This window comes from Streptomyces sp. TSRI0107, assembly GCF_001905845.1.
Lineage (GTDB): Bacteria > Actinomycetota > Actinomycetes > Streptomycetales > Streptomycetaceae > Streptomyces.
Map to the genome: position 1 here is coordinate 611,269 of NZ_LIVZ01000003.1, position 17,629 is coordinate 628,897.

At 72.9% G+C, this 17,629-nt stretch carries 14 protein-coding genes; 11 read left to right on the forward strand and 3 right to left on the reverse strand.

Features of this window, described 5'->3' with window-relative positions; translation table 11 throughout:
- Positions 1–115 precede the first annotated feature (115 nt).
- The 6 genes from AMK31_RS09675 to AMK31_RS09700 all read left to right on the forward strand — a co-directional run bounded on the left by AMK31_RS09675 (position 116) and on the right by AMK31_RS09700 (position 8,588).
- On the forward strand, positions 116–2,899 hold the full coding sequence (locus AMK31_RS09675; protein WP_073939974.1) for a hypothetical protein: 2,784 nt from the start codon (positions 116–118) through the stop codon (positions 2,897–2,899).
- A gap of 158 nt (positions 2,900–3,057) precedes the next feature.
- Entirely contained in the window at positions 3,058–3,579 is a 522-nt protein-coding gene (locus tag AMK31_RS09680; protein ID WP_073939975.1) for a hypothetical protein, read from the forward strand.
- A gap of 114 nt (positions 3,580–3,693) precedes the next feature.
- Positions 3,694–4,572: a hypothetical protein gene (locus AMK31_RS09685; protein ID WP_073939976.1), complete on the forward strand. Its 879-nt coding sequence runs from the start codon at positions 3,694–3,696 to the stop codon at positions 4,570–4,572.
- A complete protein-coding gene (locus AMK31_RS09690; protein WP_073939977.1) occupies positions 4,569–6,404 on the forward strand; it encodes a sacsin N-terminal ATP-binding-like domain-containing protein in 1,836 nt (611 codons plus the stop codon). Before AMK31_RS09685 ends, AMK31_RS09690 begins: the two co-directional genes overlap by 4 nt.
- A 59-nt stretch (positions 6,405–6,463) precedes the next feature.
- Entirely contained in the window at positions 6,464–7,492 is a 1,029-nt protein-coding gene (locus AMK31_RS09695; protein WP_241842598.1) for an urea transporter, read from the forward strand.
- Between the two features lie 31 nt (positions 7,493–7,523).
- Positions 7,524–8,588, forward strand: coding sequence for a lipoate--protein ligase family protein (locus AMK31_RS09700; RefSeq protein WP_073939978.1), 1,065 nt, complete (start codon positions 7,524–7,526; stop codon positions 8,586–8,588).
- Positions 8,589–8,600: 12 nt separating this feature from the next.
- On the opposite strand, the gene AMK31_RS09705 is transcribed toward AMK31_RS09700, so the two are convergent.
- On the reverse strand, positions 8,601–9,086 hold the full coding sequence (locus AMK31_RS09705) for a flavin reductase family protein (protein ID WP_073939979.1): 486 nt from the start codon (positions 9,084–9,086) through the stop codon (positions 8,601–8,603).
- A 121-nt stretch (positions 9,087–9,207) separates the two neighbouring features.
- On the opposite strand from AMK31_RS09705, the gene AMK31_RS09710 reads away from it, so the two are divergent.
- On the forward strand, positions 9,208–9,462 hold the full coding sequence (locus tag AMK31_RS09710) for an EF-hand domain-containing protein (RefSeq protein WP_073939980.1): 255 nt from the start codon (positions 9,208–9,210) through the stop codon (positions 9,460–9,462).
- Positions 9,463–9,471: 9 nt separating this feature from the next.
- On the opposite strand, the gene AMK31_RS09715 is transcribed toward AMK31_RS09710, so the two are convergent.
- Positions 9,472–10,743 (reverse strand): helix-turn-helix domain-containing protein, encoded by a 1,272-nt coding sequence (locus AMK31_RS09715; RefSeq protein WP_143204225.1) that lies wholly within the window; start codon positions 10,741–10,743, stop codon positions 9,472–9,474.
- 208 nt (positions 10,744–10,951) lie between these two features.
- On the opposite strand from AMK31_RS09715, the gene AMK31_RS09720 reads away from it, so the two are divergent.
- Positions 10,952–11,992, forward strand: coding sequence for an esterase/lipase family protein (locus AMK31_RS09720; RefSeq protein ID WP_073939982.1), 1,041 nt, complete (start codon positions 10,952–10,954; stop codon positions 11,990–11,992).
- Positions 11,993–12,034: 42 nt separating this feature from the next.
- Positions 12,035–13,984, forward strand: coding sequence for a serine/threonine-protein kinase (locus AMK31_RS09725; RefSeq protein WP_073939983.1), 1,950 nt, complete (start codon positions 12,035–12,037; stop codon positions 13,982–13,984).
- Between the two features lie 66 nt (positions 13,985–14,050).
- Here AMK31_RS09725 and AMK31_RS09730 read toward each other — a convergent pair whose 3' ends face one another.
- Positions 14,051–14,728: a macro domain-containing protein gene (locus tag AMK31_RS09730; protein ID WP_073939984.1), complete on the reverse strand. Its 678-nt coding sequence runs from the start codon at positions 14,726–14,728 to the stop codon at positions 14,051–14,053.
- 123 nt (positions 14,729–14,851) lie between these two features.
- Between AMK31_RS09730 and AMK31_RS09735 the strand changes: the two genes are divergently transcribed.
- Together AMK31_RS09735 and AMK31_RS09740 are read left to right on the forward strand one after the other, a co-directional pair.
- On the forward strand, positions 14,852–16,471 hold the full coding sequence (locus AMK31_RS09735; RefSeq protein WP_073939985.1) for an ADP-ribosyltransferase domain-containing protein: 1,620 nt from the start codon (positions 14,852–14,854) through the stop codon (positions 16,469–16,471).
- 176 nt (positions 16,472–16,647) lie between these two features.
- Positions 16,648–17,625 (forward strand): helix-turn-helix domain-containing protein, encoded by a 978-nt coding sequence (locus tag AMK31_RS09740; RefSeq protein ID WP_073939986.1) that lies wholly within the window; start codon positions 16,648–16,650, stop codon positions 17,623–17,625.
- The last annotated feature ends 4 nt before the right edge of the window (positions 17,626–17,629 follow it).

Consider the following 17,629-nt stretch of genomic DNA (forward strand, 5'->3'; position numbering starts at 1 on the left):
GGTTTCGGCCGTCTCACCGCGCACAGGCAACCCACGAGGCCGCTCTCCGCCTCCTCCTGCACGAGGGGCGACCGCCGCAACGGCGCCCCGGACCCGGGAGTTGAGGAGAGGATCATTGATACGTGCCCGAATAACGTGGGCCGCCGCCCTCGCGGCGGTGACACTGGCGGGTGTGACGCCCGCCGTGGCGCAGGCCCGTCCGCAGCCGGCCGGCGCCGCCGTCACGGCGACGGGTGACGGCGCGGACGAACTGCCGCCCGGCTGGCGGATCATCGCCACCGACGAGGGGAACGCCCTCGAATGGCGCGCGCCGCGGCGCGTCCCGCCGGGCGACGCCCGCGTGGAGTTCCGCACCGACGGCGGACTGGTGGGCGTACCGACACCGGACGAGGACGGGCGTACCTTTCGGCTGCCCCTGGAGGAGTCCCGGCCGGTCGAGTTGACGGGCCTTCAGGTGGTGGCGGGCGGCCGCCGGCTTGACCGGCCGTCCGGCGCGTCGGACCGGCCGGACGCGTCCGCCCCGCGTGCCCCGCAGCTCCCTCCCCGGCTGCCCGCGGGCGCTGTCGACCCGGGCAAGCCGGGCCCGTTCGCCACGGTCACCGGCGAGTACGCCCTCGACTCGATCCGGCTGCCCGGCTACAAGGCGCCGATCGAGATGCGGGGCGTGGTCGTGGCCCCGAAGGGAGCTACCGGCAAGCGTCCCCTCGCCCTCTTCCTGCACGGCCGGCACGCCACCTGTTACGTGCCCGGCCAGGGCGAGGACCAGACGACGATCGACTGGCCCTGCGCCGCCGGCGCCAAGCCGATCCCGAGCCACCGCGGCTACCTGCGGGACCAGAAGCTGCTCGCCTCCCAGGGCTATGTGACGGTCTCCGTCTCCGCCAACGGAGTCAACGGCCAGGACGCCGAGGTGGAGGACGCGGGCGCGCAGGCCCGTTCGTCGCTGGTGCGCAAGCATCTGGCGCGCTGGGCGGACTGGTCCGCCAAGCCGTCCACCGCGCCGGAGGCCGTGCGCAAGGCCCCGAAGGCCGACCTGTCCCGGGTGCTGCTGGTCGGCCACTCGCGCGGCGGTGAGGGCGTGAACCGGGCCGCCATGGACTCCCTCTACCCGCCGCCGCCCGCCCAGGACGGCAACGTGGGGCGGGCCCGCTGGACCGTGCGCGGCACCGTGCTCATCGGCCCGACCGTCTTCGGCCAGAACCCCGTGCCCGACGTGCCGTCGCTGACGATCCTGCCGGGCTGCGACGGTGACGTCTCCGACCTCCAGGGCCAGGTGTACGTCGACGGCACCCGTGGCGTGAGCAGCGGCAAGGCCCTGCACAGCGCGGTCCACATCACGGGCGCCAACCACAACTTCTTCAACAGCGAGTGGACGCCGGGCGAGGCGAAGGCGCCCGCGAGCGACGACTTCTGGGACGACCCCGAGGACCGGGACCCGGTGTGCTCCGCCGGCACCGCCACCCGTCTCACCGCCCAGCAGCAGCACCGCGCCGGCGCCACCTACATCGCCGCCGCCGCGCGGCTGTTCGTCGCCGGTGACGACCGGGTGCGCGAGCTGGTGGACGGCACCGGCCGCCGGGCCCCCTCGGCGGATCCCGCGCGCGTCCTGACCCACGCGGTCGGCGCGGGCCGGGGCGCCGGCTTCCTGCCCGACGGCTCGGTGAAGGTGACCGGCGGACGGCTGTGCAACGCGGTCGACACGGACGAGCGGACCGCCTGCCTGGGCGAGAACGTGTCCGGTTCGTCGCCGCACTTCGCGCGCTGGTGGCCGGAGCGCGAGGAGGGGCGGCGCGCCGTCGCCCTGAAGTGGTCCGCGCCGGACACACCGGCCCGGGTCCGGCCCGCCGAGCCCGTCTCCCTCAAGGGGGCGAAGAGCCTGGCGCTGCGTGTCATCGTGCCGCCCAACAGCAGTGGCACACGGCTCGACGTCTCCGTCACCGACGCGTCCGGCAAGCGCGCCACCCTCGGCACCGTCCGGGCGGACGGGCTGCCGGGCAGCGAGCGCACCGCCTCCTACTGGGCGCAGGAGCTGCGCGTCCCGCTCACCGCGGCCGTCCGCGCGGGTCTCGACCTGTCCAAGGTCGGCGCGCTTGAGCTGACGCCGCGTTCGCGGTCCGGCAAGGCCTGGCTGATGGACGCCCACGCGTGGAAGCCGGGCACGCCCGCCGTGCGCGCGGCGAGCCTGAGCCGGGTCGACATCGGCCGCGTCACGGTCGACGAGGGCGACTCGGGCGAGCGCACCTACCAGGTGCCGGTCCGGGTCTCCGGAAAGGGCGGCGGCGCGGTCCGGCTGTACGTCGTGGACCCGGACACCGGGGCGACCCGGCATCGCCTCGTCACCATGCGTCCCGGGCACCCCGGCACGGACGTGACGGTGAAGGTGACGGGCAACGAGCGCTACGCCTGGGACATCACCCACAACCTGCTCGCGAAGGCGGTCCGCGGCACGGTCGTCGGCTCGTACTCCGGTGGTGTCACCGTCCGCAACGACGACCCGATGCCCGAGGTCAGCGTGACGCCGGCCGCCGGCGAGGTCACCGAGGGACAGCCGCTGCGCTGGCGGATCTCGCTGTCCGCGCCCGCCGACGTACCGCTGGCGTCCCCGCTGAGCGTGGCACCGGCCGGCGACCGACCCGAGCTGTCCACCCGGGACGTCGACCCGGAGTGGCTGCGCGACATGGTCGGCGAGGTGCCCGACGGCGAAGTGCCGCTGTCCGAACTGGACTACTTCTCCCTGTGGGCCCCGGTGCCGGCCGGTGAGCTGAGCGCGGAGGTGGCGGTGCCCACGGTCCGCGACCGGGTCGCCGAGCCCACGGAGTACGTGGTCTTCCAGCCCACCGACATGGAGGGCGAGCCGCACGGCCCGGCCGTGACAGGCGCGGTCCGCGACGCGTCGTAACTCCCCTTCGGAGTCCCGCACTCGGGCCCCGTACCCCTGCCCGGCGGGGGTGCGGGGCCCTCTGGCGGACGCGCGTAGAGCTCGGGCATCATCTCCCTGCACCGCCTTGCACAGTCACCCCACCGGTAGACACGACTCAGCGCAGGGAAGGGGTCCGTATGAAGGCTCGCAAGGCCGTCACGGGCAAGCTCCGCTCGATCCTCACCGCTCTCACCCTCCTCGTCGCCCCCGGCCTCGTCGTGGTCGGCGGCGCCGGTGAGGCGTTCGCCGTCACCAAGATCAGTCACGCCACCGCGACCTCCATGTTCCGCGAGGTCGGCATCACCTGGTCGTCGTCGGGCGGCTGTTCCGACCGCAACAACCCGACCTGTACGTCCTTCGAGCAGCTGAACCTCGCCACCGCCCAGGGCGCCCAGACCCTGAAGCGGGCCAGCGGATGCGCGCTGAACATCACCGGCGGCACGGAGACCGGTCACGCGTCCGGCACGTACTCGCACTGGAACGGCTACAAGCTCGACTACAGCAAGTACACCTGCCTCGGGAACTACATCAAGAACAACTTCACCTACATCGGCGTGCGCGGCGACGGCGCCCCGCAGTGGCGGTCCGGCTCCGGCAACATCTACGCCGACGAGGGCAACCACTGGGACGTCCTGTACTACAACTGCGGCGGCTGCTGAGCCCGGACGGCAGGCCCGTGATCACCCCGTGAAGGCGGGGGCTATTGTCTGCACGTCAGCCACACATGGGGGGCTGACCTGTGTGGATGCTGTGCGGGAGGGGTGGTTCGTCCTATGGGGAAGAAGATCGAGGAACTCCAGGTGGAGATCGACGAGCTGGCGTTGTCACTCGTCGGGTGGCAGGTCGACGACGTTCGCGCGCGCCTGGTGACGCAGAGTTTCGACGACACCCACTTCCAGGAGATCGCCGTCTCGGGCACGGCCCGGTTCCTCGCGGAGGACTGGACGGACCGCTTCTCCCGCGGCGAGGCCGACGACTACCCGCCCACGCTCCTGCTCGGGGTGAGCCCCGTGGACCGGCCGGAGGCCGTCAGTTACACGCACGCCCTGCTGGAGACGATCCGGAAGGCGGGCAAGCGGCCGGTGCGGTTCTCGCACTCGAGCGACACCTGGGAGTGCTCGAAGCCGGTCAGGCCCGAGCAGATCCGGTTCCAGGTGACGTCCTTCGACCTGGCGGACACCAACCTCGACCTGGGATGGCCGACCGGGAAGACCAAGCCGCTGCCGGTCGAGGTGATCGACGAGACGGCCCACGAGGCGGTACGGCTGAAGCCGGCCGTCTGCGACGCGGCCGTCGTCGGCAAGAAGCGGGACGCCTCGGTGCAGGTCCGGCTCGGCGGCTTCGCCGAGTTCGGGTCCGCCCAGGACCTGTGGAGCGTGCTCGCGGCCACCGAGCCGTGGCGCGACGAGGACGACCGGGAGGAAGCGTTCGAGACGCCGTTGCCGGGCGTCGTCGTGGAGGTCCTCGACGACACCGGCTTCCTCCTCGACAAGCGGGACTCCTACCTCGGCGGCTTCGTGCCCGTCGCGGAAGGCGGCCGGCTGCCCGCGCGGCAGCCGCGCTGGGTCGCCCAGTACTCGTTCGGCGTGCACGACCTGGCCGGTGACCCGGCGCGTGTCGTGGTGCGGCTCCTGGACGCGGAGGACCTGTGACCGACCTGATCGGCGAGGTCGCCGCGCTGCAGCGGACCCTCGTGGCCGAACACGGGCAGGCTCCGGGGCTGTTCCGGGAGATCGCCCGCATGGAGGAGCTGCTCGCCGACACCTACCGCGACCGGGTGCCGTACGAGTTGCTGCAGAACTCCGACGACGCCGGCTCGACGACGGTGGTGGTGGAGGACCTGGGGGACGGCCGGTTCCGGTGGAGCAACGACGGCCGGCCGCTGGACGCCGCCGACGTGGAAGCCCTGTGCCGGAGCGCCAACTCGACCAAGACCCGGGGCGGTGACTCGATCGGCTACCGCGGCATCGGCTTCAAGTCGCTCGCCGCGATCGCCGCGCGCATCGAGGTCCGGTCCGCCGGTGTCCGTTTCGCCTTCGACCGGGCGACGGCGGCCGCGCTGCTCGGCACGTCGGCCGAGGACGCGGTGCCGCTGATCCGGATCCCGGCCGAGGTGGGCCCGGACGCCCCCGTCGACGGGGTGGCCTTCACCGTCAGGTACCGGCCCGACGCCGCGGGCGCGGGCGTGCCGGGGGCCGTCGACCCGCTCAGCGCGCTGTTCCTGCGGCATGTGACCGAGATCCGCACACGGATGGCGGGCGGGCGCCAGGACATCCGGATCGAGCGGGGCGCGTCCCGGGTCGTGCTCCGTCTCGGCGAAGAGGCGGCGGCCTTCGCGCTGCTGCGGCACGGGGCCGCGACCGTCGCCGTGCCGCTCGACGCGCGCGCCCTGGCCATGACGGGCGTCCGGGGGCGGCTGGCCTGCTTCCTGCCGCTGCAGGACGACGTCGGGCTGCCGGTGATCGTCTCGGGTGACGTCCTGACCGATCCGTCCCGGACGCACGCGGTCACGGCGGACGCCTCGACCCGTACGGTCCTCGCCGACGCGGCCCGGGCGATCGCCGCGGGGCTCCGCTCGCCCGGCGACCCGGTGTTCGACCGGCTGTGGCAGCTGGTCCTGGAGGGCGAGGACCTGCGGGCCATGATGGTCTCGGGCCACGCGTCCGCGGCCAAGCTGTTCGTGACCGCCCTGCGTGCGGAGATGACCGCGCGGCGCCCGCAGTTCGCCCACTCGTCGCTGCCGCTGACACCGGACGACGTGGCCGTGCTCTTCCCGGGCGGCGCTCCCCGGGCGCTGTACGAGCCCGGCAACCAGGCCGCCGCGCGGGCGCTGAAGGCGGTGCTGGGCCTGCCCGCCCTCGACTTCGGCACCGCGCTGGAGCGCACGGACCCGTCCCGCCTCTCGGAGGAGCTGCGGGCCGGCCTCGGGGACCACTTCCGCGAACTCGCCCGTACCCATGGCCGGAAACTCACCGCGGCGGAGAGCCGGCTGGTGGCGGAAGCCGAGCCGCGGCGGACGGTGGAGACCCCGGCACCGGCCGCCGACGCCGTCCGGGTCACCAAGGCCGCCGCCCCGGCCGACGACTCTCTGGGGTCGGTCCTCAAGCGCTGGCGGGCGGCGGAGGTCGCGGCGATGGAGTACCTCAACCGGCTCGGCTGGAACCTGCGTGACGTCAGCGCGCAGAACGTGGGGTACGACCTGGAGGGGACGGACGCCCGCGGTGCGTCCGTCCGTATCGAGGTGAAGAAGGTGGACCGGCCCGACGCGCGGTTCGCCATGACCAACAACGAGATGTCGCTCATGCTGACGCAGCCGGGCGGCTATCTGCTCGCGCTCGTCGTCGGCGACGGCCGCCACGCGCGCCTGATGCTGCTCGACCCGTCCCGGGACGACCTGCCCAAGGAGCGCGTCTGCCGCCGCTGGGACTGGGAGTTCACCGACTGGTCCCGGTTCGCGGTGCCGGTCGACACCGGTACCATGTAGCGGAAACACATTTCCGCATTACGGAAAGCATGGGTGGGGCTCGTCTGAGGGGGCGGGGCGTGCGACGGTCGGCGTGGACTCGGTGGTGGCGTCCGGAACACACCTGGGGCTTCGGCGCGCAGGTACTGCGCGGCCTGGCCCAGGTGCTGTTCCTGGCCAACCCGTGGACGGGCGCCGTCTTCCTGCTGACCCTGTGCCTGGCCGACTGGCGGTACGCCGGGTACGCGCTGGGCGGCGCCCTCCTCGGCACCGGCACCGCACGCGCGCTGGGGGTGTCCCGCGACCGGGTCGATCCGGGGCTGGAGGGCTTCAACTCCTGCCTCACCGCCCTGTGCTTCGCGGTCGTCCTCGGCGCGGACAGACCGTCCACGGCCCTGCTCGCCGCCGCGGGCAGCGTCGTCGTCACGATCCTCACCGCGGCGGTCGTGCGCCTGCTGCACGTCTGGAGCCTGCCGCCGCTGACCCTGCCGTACTGCCTGCTGGCGGTCGCGACGACCGTCGCCGCGCCCGCCTTCCAACGGGTCCGGCGCGGCGGCGACGGCGTCGCCGCGCTGCCCGCCACCGCGTCCGGCCCGACCGCCCTGCCCCTGGAGGAGCTGGGAGCGGCGTTCTTCCGCAACGTGTCCCAGCTCTTCTTCCTCGACCAGTGGTACGCGGGCGCGCTGCTGCTCGCGGGCGTCTTCCTGGCCAGCCGGACGGCCGGGGCGGCCGCCTGCGCCGGCAGCGCCGCGGGCATCCTGACCGCGTGGGCGCTCGGCGCGCCGGCCGAGCGCGTCGCCGACGGCACCATGGGCTGCAACGCGGTGCTCGTCGCCCTCGCCCTGTGCGGGGTGTTCCTGCCGGCGACGCCGGCCAGCCTGCTCTACGCGCTGCTCGGCGCGGCCACCGCGACCGTCCTGACACCCGCCCTCGCCGCCCTGCTCGCCCCCTCCGGCGGCCGCGCGTTCACCCTGCCGTTCGTCCTGACGACCCTCGGCTTCCTGGCCGCCGCCCGGTCCTTCCCCCGGCTGACCGGCGACGGAAACCCGGGCCCGGCACCGCTCGGCCGCCGTACATGTCGGGAATCATCCGTGCCGGCCGGACGTTGATCGATCGGAAGCGGGAGACGGAGACGGTCGAGTGCACGGTGAGTTCAAGATCCCCGGCGGCAAGCTGGTCGTGGTCGACGTGGACGCCGAGGACGGTGTGCTGTGCCGGACACGTGTCGCGGGCGACTTCTTCCTGGAACCGGACGAGGCCCTCGACGCGGTGAACCGCGCGCTGGACGGGGCGCCGGCGGACACGGACGCGGCGGGCCTGGCCGCCCGCGTCGACGCGGCGCTCCCCGAGGGGACGGTGATGTACGGGCTGACCTCGGAAGGCATCGCCATCGCCGTCCGCCGCGCCCTCGCGCACGCCACGGACTGGACCGACTACGACTGGCAGCTGATCCACGAGGGGCCGCAGTCCCCGGCCCTGCACATGGCGCTGGACGAGGTGCTGACCGCCGAGGTCGCCGCGGGCCGGCGCGCGCCGACGCTGCGGGTGTGGGAGTGGGACGCCCCCGCGGTGATCATCGGCAGCTTCCAGTCCCTGCGCAACGAGGTCGACGCCGAGGGCGCCGCCCGGCACGGCGTGGAGGTCGTACGCCGGATCTCCGGCGGCGGCGCGATGTTCGTGGAGCCGGGCAACACGATCACCTATTCGCTGTCCGTGCCCGAGGCGCTGGTCCAGGGACTGTCCTTCCAGGACAGCTACGCCTACCTCGACGACTGGGTGCTCGGCGCGCTCGGCGACATGGGGATCAGAGCCTGGTACCAGCCGCTGAACGACATCGCGACGGACCAGGGCAAGATCGCGGGCGCCGCCCAGAAGCGGGTCGTGGGGCCCGACGGGCGTCCCGGCGCCGTGCTGCACCACGTGACCATGTCGTACGACATCGACGCCGGCAAGATGCTCGAAGTGCTGCGCATCGGGCGGGAGAAACTGTCCGACAAGGGCATCAAGAGCGCGAGGAAGCGCGTGGACCCGCTGCGCCGGCAGACCGGCCTGCCCCGCGAGGCCGTCATCGACCGGATGATCGACTCCTTCCACGGCCGGTACGGGCTGTCGCCGGGCAAGGTGACGGACGAGGAGCTGGCCCGCGCCCAGGAGCTGGCGCGCACCAAGTTCTCCTCACCGGACTGGACGGCCCGCGTGCCGTGACCGGCCCGCCGGTCAGTCCACCGGGTGGCCGGGGCTGATGTCGAGGGCGTCGCGCAGGCGCAGCAGCGGACCCTCCTCCGCCTGCCCGCCGCCGCGTACCGGCTCCAGGACGAAGCCGACGTGATCGCCGCCGTCGACCCGGATCCGCACGGTGCCGACGAACCAGGCGGCCGCGTCCTCGAGCACCAGCGCCCCGTCGTCCTCCCGCCGCCAGCGCACCCGCGTGAACTTGTCGACCTCGTCGCCGGACTCCCCGCCGAACAGCGCGGCCAGATCGTGCCGGTCCCGGGTCAGCAGGTGGACGGTGAGGCGGTCCGCGTCACGGGCCACCTCGTAGGTCCGGTTGAGCTTGGACAGCCACACCACGTAGCGCGCCGGCCGCATGGAGCACTGCGCGGAGAAGCCCACCAGGCAGCCCGCGCGCTGCTCCCCCACCGCGGCCGTGACCACGCACATCTCGGGGTTGAGCCGGTCGAGGAACGCATCGATGTCCGCCACGCCCCTATGAGTGCCCCGTCCGCCCCTCGGTTCACTCCCTCGGGGAACCCGGAAGCCGTTCGGGACGTCATCCGTGGTGAGCGGAGCCCGTCGGCTGCCGACGACGAGACGAGGACGACGTATGAGTGACAAGGCCCGGAAACTGTTCGAGGCGCTGGACCTCGACCACGACGGGACCCTGACCCGCGAAGAGGTGATCGTCGCCCTGCGGACCAAGGGGCCCTCCCTGGCGGCGGCCGGTGTGCTGCCGTCCTGGGGGCTCCAGGACGCCGACGCCTCCTCCGCCCTGTTCGACGCGGCCGACCAGAACGGGGACGCCGTGCTCACGCTGGACGAGTTCGCCGCGGTGGTGGACCGCCGGTTCGGCTGGAGCTGACCGGCGCCGTCAGCGGGGAGCCGGAACGCTCCCGTCCCGCAGGGCGCGGGTGCGCAGCGCCAGCAGCGCCTCGAACCGGAAGGCGGGGTCGTCGAGCCGGTCCCCGAACAGCTCCTCCAGCTTCCGCAGCCGCTTGCGTGCCGTCTGCGGATGGATGTCCAGCGCACGTGCCACCTCCGGGGCCGTACGGCTCCACGACATCAGCAGCGCGTCCAGCGTCTCCGCCAGCCGCGCCGCCCGGCCGGCCGGCAGGTCCCGCAGGACGCCCAGCACCCGGTCGCCGAGCAGCCGGCCGATGTGGATCCCGTGGCGCAGATGCGCCTCCGCCAGCCCGTCCCCCGCACTGACGAACGCGCCGCCCCCGGCCGCCGCGCCTTCCCTGCCCGCGGTGGAGCCGTGGCCGGTCAGCATCAGGCGGGCGCAGTGCAGCGACACCCAGGCGTCCCGCGGTGACACCGCGGGCCCGAGCGCCGCCGTCCGCCCGCGCACGGCCGTCCGCAGCCGCTCCACCGTCCCCCTGTCCTCCGGGCCGGGGACGATCAGCACCAGGTCGGCGCCGTGCGTCAGCGTGAGGATCCCCGTGTCGCGTTCCGGCCCCAGACCCGGCAGCCGCCCGGCGCCCGCGCCGTGGCGCACCAGCAGGCACGCGACCGCCTCCGGCAGCGGCCACTCGGCCTCCACGGCGAGTCGCTGCACCGCGTCCCACTGCCCGGCGCGCCGCTGGTCCAGCAGGCACGCGGCGAGCGTCCGCCGGCTGCGCCGGAGCCCGCCCTCCGCTCTGGCCTGGGCCGCCGCGAACCCCTTCACCGACTCGTTGGACAGCACGTTGATGTGCGTGAGCACCGCCTCGTGCAGCGGCATCACCACCTCGAAGGGCAGCGAAGCCGACTGCGCGGTCTCGGCGTAGAGCCGGGCGCCGACGCGGGCGCCCACCCGGAAGGCGGCCTGCAACGAGTCGGTGGTGCGCCCGTTCAGGAACTCCAGCCGGCCCAGTCCGCGGAAGTGCCGCACATGATGGTCCTGGAGGCTGTGCGGTTCCTCCGTCAGCTCCACGAACTGCCCGATGGCCCGCCGCACCGACCCGGCGAGGTCCCGTCCCATCGCGGAGTCCAGCGGCCTTCGGTAGGCGGGCACCTCCTCACGGATCACGTCGATCATGTCCGCGGCGATCGCGTCGATCCGCGGTCTCAGCACCACCGCCAGCGCGGGCGGCAGCTCCCGCCAGGGGCGGCGGGTGAACACCTGGTCCGGCTGCCGCGTCGGCATCGTCTCGTTCCACACGCCCGCCAGCGTGCCTCCGGTGTCCCGGGAACGCACCGTGATCAGGCAGAAGTGTCATGCGGGTGACACCTTTCGCGCGGCCTGCGCCACATCGCTGGTCCCGCGCCCGGCCCGGAGTCCAGCGTGATCCCGACGCTACGCGCCGGTAACCAACGTGCCATCGCCGCTGGGCGGAGCACGACGGCGCCTCGGGACAAGGAGAACGAGCATGGATGGCAACGGGACGACGCCGATCCACCCGCCCGCCCGGCGGCACGCGCGACGCAGACGGGGACTGACCGCGACCGCCGCCGGCCTGGCGGTCGCCCTGGGACTGGGCCTGTCCTCCCTGCCGCGCGGCGAGGCCGCCGCGTCGCAGGACCCGGCGAACGCCGCCACGTCGCAGGACGCGGCCGGCACGTCCGTATCCGGCGACGGCACGGCCCGGGCCGCCACCGAGCCGCGCGGGCCGGAGCAGAGCGGCTTCCCGTCCGCGTTCGGGTACTCGCTGCTGCACCCCACGGCCGTACCGGCGGGCGCGAACGACTGGTCGTGCCGCCTCGGCCCGGAGCACCCCAACCCGGTCGTCCTGGTGCACGGCACCTTCGAGAACCGCTACGCCAACTGGGCGGGCCTCTCGCCGCGGCTGAAGGAGGCCGGGTACTGCGTCTACGCGCTCAACTACGGAGCCGCGGAACTCGCCCCGCTGAAGGCCACCGGCGACATCCCCGCCTCCGCCGGACAGCTCGCCGCCTTCGTCGACGAGGTGCGTGCCGCCACCGGCGCGGCCGAGGTGGACCTGGTCGGCCACTCCCAGGGCGGGCTGATGCCGCGCTACTACATCGAACGGCTCGGCGGCGCGGCCGAGGTGGACAAGCTGATCGCGCTGACCCCGACCAATCACGGCACCACCCTCCAGGGCATGGGCCTCATGGCGCGCGCGATACCGGGCGCCGACGAACTTCTCGGGACCTCGTGCACGGCCTGCGAGCAGCAGATCGTCGGCTCCGGCTTCCTCAGGGACCTCAACTCCGACGGCGGCGTCGACCCGGGCGTCGACTACACCGTCATTACCACGGTCCACGACCAGGTGGTGACGCCCTACGCCTCGTCCTACCTCCCGCCGGCCGGCAACGTCACCAATCACACCGTTCAGAAGTACTGCCTCACCAACGACAGCGACCACGTCGACATCAGCTACGACCCGCTCGCCGCCCGCCTGGTCCTCAACGCGCTGGATCCGGCCCGCAGCAGCCGTCCCGCCTGCTGAACGGGCTGTGCCGGGCGCGCCGTTGTGCGAGGATCCGGTGCCATGCGTGCACTGTCCCCCGGTGATCCGTCGTCCATAGGCACGTACCGGCTCCTCGGCCGGCTCGGGTCCGGCGGAATGGGACGCGTCTACCTCGGGCGGTCGCCCGGCGGGCGGATCGTGGCGGTCAAGCTGGTGCAGGAGGAGCTGGCCCGGCAGGGCGAGTTCCGGGCCCGGTTCGCGCGGGAGGTGGCGGCGGCCCGGAAGGTCGGCGGGGAGTGGACCGCGGCCGTGCTGGACGCCGACACCGACGCCGAGCAGCCGTGGGTGGCCACCGCCTACGTGGCCGGGCCCTCGCTGGAGTCGGTCGTGGCCGAGGGGTACGGGCCGCTGCCGCCCGAGTCCGTGCGGGCCCTCGCCCACCGGCTCGCCCTCGCCCTGACGTCGATCCGGGACGCGGGGCTCGTGCACCGCGACCTCAAGCCGTCCAACATCCTGCTCACGGTCGACGGCCCCCGCGTCATCGACTTCGGCATCGCCCGGGCCCTCGACACCGTCACCGGCGGCGGTCTCACCAGGACCGGCGCGGTGATCGGGTCGCCGGGGTTCATGTCGCCGGAGCAGGTCCGGGGCGAACGGGTCACCACGGCTTCCGACGTCTTCTCCCTCGGCTCGGTGCTGGCCTACGCGGCGAGCGGACGCATGCCGTTCGGCAGCTCCGAGATCGGGCTGCACGCCCTGATGTTCCGCATCGCCCAGGAGGAGCCCGACCTGGGCGGACTGCCCGGCGAACTCGTCGGACTGGTGCGGGACTGCCTGGCCAAGGAGCCGGGCGCCCGCCCCGGTCTGGACGAGCTGGTCGAGCGTACGCGTTCGTCCGCCACCGCCGGGGCGGCCTGGCTGCCCGCCGAACTGCTCGCCGACCTCGGCAGCCACGCGTCACGGCTGCTGGACACCGACGGACCGGAGCCCACGGTCGTCGACACGCCGACACCCGCGAGAGGGGCCACCGGGGCATCCGGGCCGACACCGGACGCCGTTGAGGATTCGAGGCCCTCGACGGCCCGGCGGCGTCTGGCCGTTCTCGGCGCCGTGCTGGCGCTGATCGCGACGGCGACGGTGGTGTTCGTCGCCCTGCGACCGGACGGGGACCCCGGCGGAACCGAGCGGTCGACGGCACAGGGGGCCACGGGGACGACCGCGAAGACCCGTCCGCCGTCCTCGTCCGGGTCGCCGTCACCATCGGCCTCCGCCGCCGGCTCCCCGCCGCACTCCCCGTCCGCCTCGGGTCGCGCCGCCGAACGGATGCCGAAGTCCCTGGTGGGGGCGTGGGAGGGAACCGTGCCGACCGACGACGGGATGGCCCGCACACCGCGTGTCCGGATCGAGCTGAAGGCGGGTACGCGAGGGCAGCCCCTCGCCACCTACGCCCGGCTCGGCTACTTCTCCCGGTGCGAGGCCCGCAGTTCCCTGCGCTCCGTCGACGGCGACTCGATCACCCTCGGCGAGGCCCGCTGGGTGGACGAGCAGACGGTCGACGGCGAGAACCGGGAGGAGTGCGGCGCTCCCCCGTCCGGGCAGACGGTGAGGTTGCGGTCCGACGACACGGCCGAATGGACCGGCGGCGGCACCACACTCGGCCTCCACCGGGCGTCGAGCGGTGCCGCGCCCGTCCCCGAGGAGTACCTGGGCACCTGGGAGTTCATCGACCTGGAGAACAACCGCACCGGCGAGTTCCTCACCATCGCGCAGGGCCCGGCCGGCGGCCAGATCATCACCACCGGCGGCTGGGCGGGCTGCGAGTACACCCAGACCCTGAGCACCATCAACGACGGTCTCGGCTACGGCCCGCAACAGCTCAGCCTCGACGACGACAGCGAGGGCGCCGACGCCTGCGAGCGGGGCACGAACGGCAGCTCGGTCATCGAGCCGTCCGACGACGGCGGCCTGCTCATATGGCAGATGTACGACCTGGGCAGCGAACCGGGCTCGCTGGTGCGGGCCAGGGGCTAGGGACGGGACGGGTCAGAGGCCAGGGACGGCTCAGAGGCCAGGGACGGGTCGGAGGGCAGTGGCCGGTCAGCGCCGGGAGGTGCCGCGCGCGGGCGGTGCTATGCGGACCCGCTTCTCCTCGGGCGCGTTCTCGAGGTCGTCGAGCTGTGCGACGATCGTGCTGCGCAGGTCGTCGTAGTCCTCGAACGAGTAGTCCTGGAACAGCGTGTAGCCGGACCACATCAGGTTGGCGCACACCCGTGCCGGCACGCGGCCGGTCCGGGCGCCCATCCCGACCAGCGCGACGGACGTGATGCTGCCCGGCGCCTGCGCGTTCTGCCGGTGGATCGCCTGGAACGCGGCGGCGCACGCCAGGGCCACGTTCAGCGTCTCGCTGACGTTCTGCGAGGACGTCTCCATCGTCGGCGTCGAGATCAGGAACCTGGGGTTGGTCGCGCCGGAGGGAACGCACACCGCGCTGCCCACCGGGAGGCTCCCGGCGAACCGGTCGCGGATCGCCCGCTGCACACGCAGCTGGATGCCCGCACCGAGGTACCGCTTGACGGCCGCGTCGACCCCGCCGTCCATCCGGCCCCGCGAGTTCGTCGGGCTGACCCAGGCGTCGACCTGCTCGTCGAGGATCGAGCCCTTGCGGATCTCGATGCCCGGGGTGTCGGCGAAGGCCGCCCGCCACGCCTCCACCACATGCGTGTTGATGTCGGTCAACACGACCTTGAGCGGTGCCTGCTCACGGTTCACGGTCATGGTGCACTCCCAGGTGAGAAACGGTCCTTCCACTGATCACGACGCTACCGCGCCCCACTGACAACGCAGTTGGGAGCTTCCGCCGGAGCCCCGTTGTCAGAGCCCGCTGCTAGCCTCCCGGCCATGATCGACTCCAACGCCTCCGCGCAGCCCGACCCGAACGACCCGCTGGCTCTCGCCGAACTGTTCAAGGGCGGCGGTGAACCCTGGCTGCCGCTGCTCAAGCCGGTCATCGAGGCACAGCCGGACGCGGCCGCGTTCATCGGCCCGGGCCGCGGCCAGGACGTCGTACCCGTCCGCGAACTGACCTTCCAGGCGCTCAAGCCCAACCCGCCGCACAAGTGGAAGGTCGTCGTCTTCGGTCAGAACCCGTACCCGCGGCCGGAGAGCGCCACCGGCATCGCCATGTTCGACAACACCTTCCACGACTGGAAGGACAGCCAGTTCGGCAGGGTCGTCAGCATCCGCTGCATCATCAAGGCGGCGGCGATGTGGAAGTACGGCATACCGAAGAAGACGCCGATCGCCGACATCCGCGCGCTGCTCAAGGAGCGGGACACCGTCCAGCCGCCGGAGTGGTTCCAGGCGATGCTCACCCAGGGCGTCCTGCTGCTGAACGCGGCCCTGACCGCCAGCAGCGACGGGCCGCGCGGAGCCGAACCGCACACCGCGTTCTGGCGTCCGGTCGCCGAGCGGATCGTCGAGGAGATCCTGAAGGCCAAGCAGGACGCCGACGAGGAGGACCGCGGTGTCGTCTTCGCCTGGTGGGGGGCGCACGCCCGCAGCCTGAAGAAGGTCGTCCAACAGCTCCAGAAGAAGTACCCCGACGTCGAGGTCCGGCACATCGACCACGCCAACCCGGCGGCGCAGGGCGACATCTTCTGCGACGGCGACCACTTCGCCATGGTGAACGACGCCCTCGCGTCGCTGGGCGCCGACACGATCGACTGGCTGCCGAGCAAGGGGTGGAACGAGGCCGCGGCGGAGGGCGACGGGCCGGACGGCGGCGTCGCCGAGCGCATGGGCGCGTTCATCACGTCCACCATGGAGCTGCACCAGCTGTACCTGGAACGGCTCGCGAGCGTCAAGGACGAGGGCCTCGTCCTGCCCGCGATCACCGGTGTGTTCGACACGCCGCTCATGGACTTCCAGGACGCCGTCGCCCCGGTCGCGAAGGTACTGCGGGGCCTCGACAGGCACATCGCGCGTTCGCACGAGTTCGGCAAGGCGCGAGCGGACGAACCGGCCGGGGGCGGCCTGTCCGCGGAGGCGATCGCCGCCCTCTACCTCTACACCTGCGAGTCCGCGTTCTACCGGGAGATCAACGCCGTCCTGCGTTCCCCGGACCGGAGCAGGCTCGTCCCGTATCTGCCGTACCTGCGGCTGCTGTTCGCGGCGGTCTCGCAGCTGCCCACCCGTACGGAGCCCTTGTGGCGCGGGGTGGCGCTGGACCTGCGGGCGCAGTACCCGCTCGGCCGGACGGTGACCTGGTGGGGCGTGTCCTCGTGCACGTCCGAGCCGAATGTGGCGCGGGCGTTCCTCGGCAGTCGCGGCAAGCGGACGCTGTTCGAGGTGGTCCCCTCGAAGGCCGTCGGCATCCGCAGTTTCTCCGCGTTCACCGGCGAGGAGGAGTTCATCCTGCTGCCGGGCACCCAGTTGAAGGTGACGGAGGTGAAGGCCGGGCGCGGCGGGCTGTGCACCGTGAGACTGACCGAGGTGGACGAGCAGCCCCTGGTGTCCTGAGCGCGCCACGCCGACACGTCATCTCGCGGTCGGGGTCGGCTCGACCGCGCCGGACGCATCGCCGTTTCTTCCTCCGATTCTTCCTGGACCGCCCCGACCCGGGATGGTGACATCGTCCTGGGTCCCGCGTCGGCTTCGCATCGAAGGCCGAACACGATGTCCGGGGAGGAAATGCTGTGTCCGTCGTTCTTTCCACCGAGGCGCTGTCCGCCGCCGAACGGGCGGAACGCTGGCAGGAGGCGGTGTCGCGTACGTTCGTACCGCTCGACGTCCGTCTCCTGGAGCCGGAGCCGGCCCCGGGGCGGATCGTGAGTCACCGGCTCGGCGCGCTGCAGGTGAGTCGTGTCCAGGCGGGGCCGCAAGTGGTGACGCGCAGCAGGCGGTTGATCGCCCGCGACGACCGGCGTTACCTCTTCCTCACCCTCCAGCAGCACGGCACCGCCGTGAAGGAGCAGGACGGCCGGGAAGTCCTGGTCGCGCCGGGCGAGTTCTCCCTCTCGGACTCGGCGCGGCTGTTCCGGAAGAAGATCGAGGGCGAGTTCGCGTTCGTCTCCTTCCACTTCCCCCGTGAGGAGTTGCGGGTGCGTGAGGAGGATCTGCGGGCGCTGACGGCGACGGCCTTCTCCGGTCAGGAGGGCAGTGGCGCGCTGGTGACGGCCTATCTGGCCCGTATGGCGGACGAGGTGTCCGGTCTGGGCGAGGCCGTGGGCCGCGAGTTCGCCGCGACCGCGCTGGACCTGCTGGCCCTGCTGATCGACGAACGGCGCGGACGGTTCACCCCGCAGGCGCCGGAGACCGCCGGGGCCATGCTCGCGAAGGTGAAGGACCACATCCTGCGCAATCTCTCCGACCCGGGCCTGTCACCGTCCGGGATCGCCGCGGCGCACTTCCTGTCGGTTCGTTATGTGCACAAGCTGTTCGAGCTGGAAGAGGTCAGCGTCAGCGAGTGGATCCGGGCCCAGCGCCTGGAACGGTGCCGCCGGGATCTGCTGCGGCCCGCGACCGCGCGCCTCGGGGTGGCGGCGGTCGCCCGGCGCTGGGGTTTCGTCAGCGCCAGTCACTTCAGCCGGGTCTTCCGCGCGGCCTACGGCGTGACGCCCCGCGACTGGCAGGTGCACGGTCCGTCGGAGCACCGTGTCCCCGAGCCGGTGTGAGCCG

Bases quoted from the DNA above. Each gene is read 5' to 3' on its own strand.
- AMK31_RS09680 (WP_073939975.1), top strand. From the start codon at position 3,058: ATGAAGGCTCGCAAGGCCGTCACGGGCAAGCTCCGCTCGATCCTCACC.
- AMK31_RS09685 (WP_073939976.1), top strand. From the start codon at position 3,694: ATGGGGAAGAAGATCGAGGAACTCCAGGTGGAGATCGACGAGCTGGCG.
- AMK31_RS09710 (WP_073939980.1), top strand. From the start codon at position 9,208: ATGAGTGACAAGGCCCGGAAACTGTTCGAGGCGCTGGACCTCGACCAC.
- AMK31_RS09720 (WP_073939982.1), top strand. From the start codon at position 10,952: ATGGATGGCAACGGGACGACGCCGATCCACCCGCCCGCCCGGCGGCAC.
- AMK31_RS09725 (WP_073939983.1), top strand. From the start codon at position 12,035: ATGCGTGCACTGTCCCCCGGTGATCCGTCGTCCATAGGCACGTACCGG.
- AMK31_RS09730 (WP_073939984.1), bottom strand. From the start codon at position 14,728: ATGACCGTGAACCGTGAGCAGGCACCGCTCAAGGTCGTGTTGACCGAC.
- AMK31_RS09735 (WP_073939985.1), top strand. From the start codon at position 14,852: ATGATCGACTCCAACGCCTCCGCGCAGCCCGACCCGAACGACCCGCTG.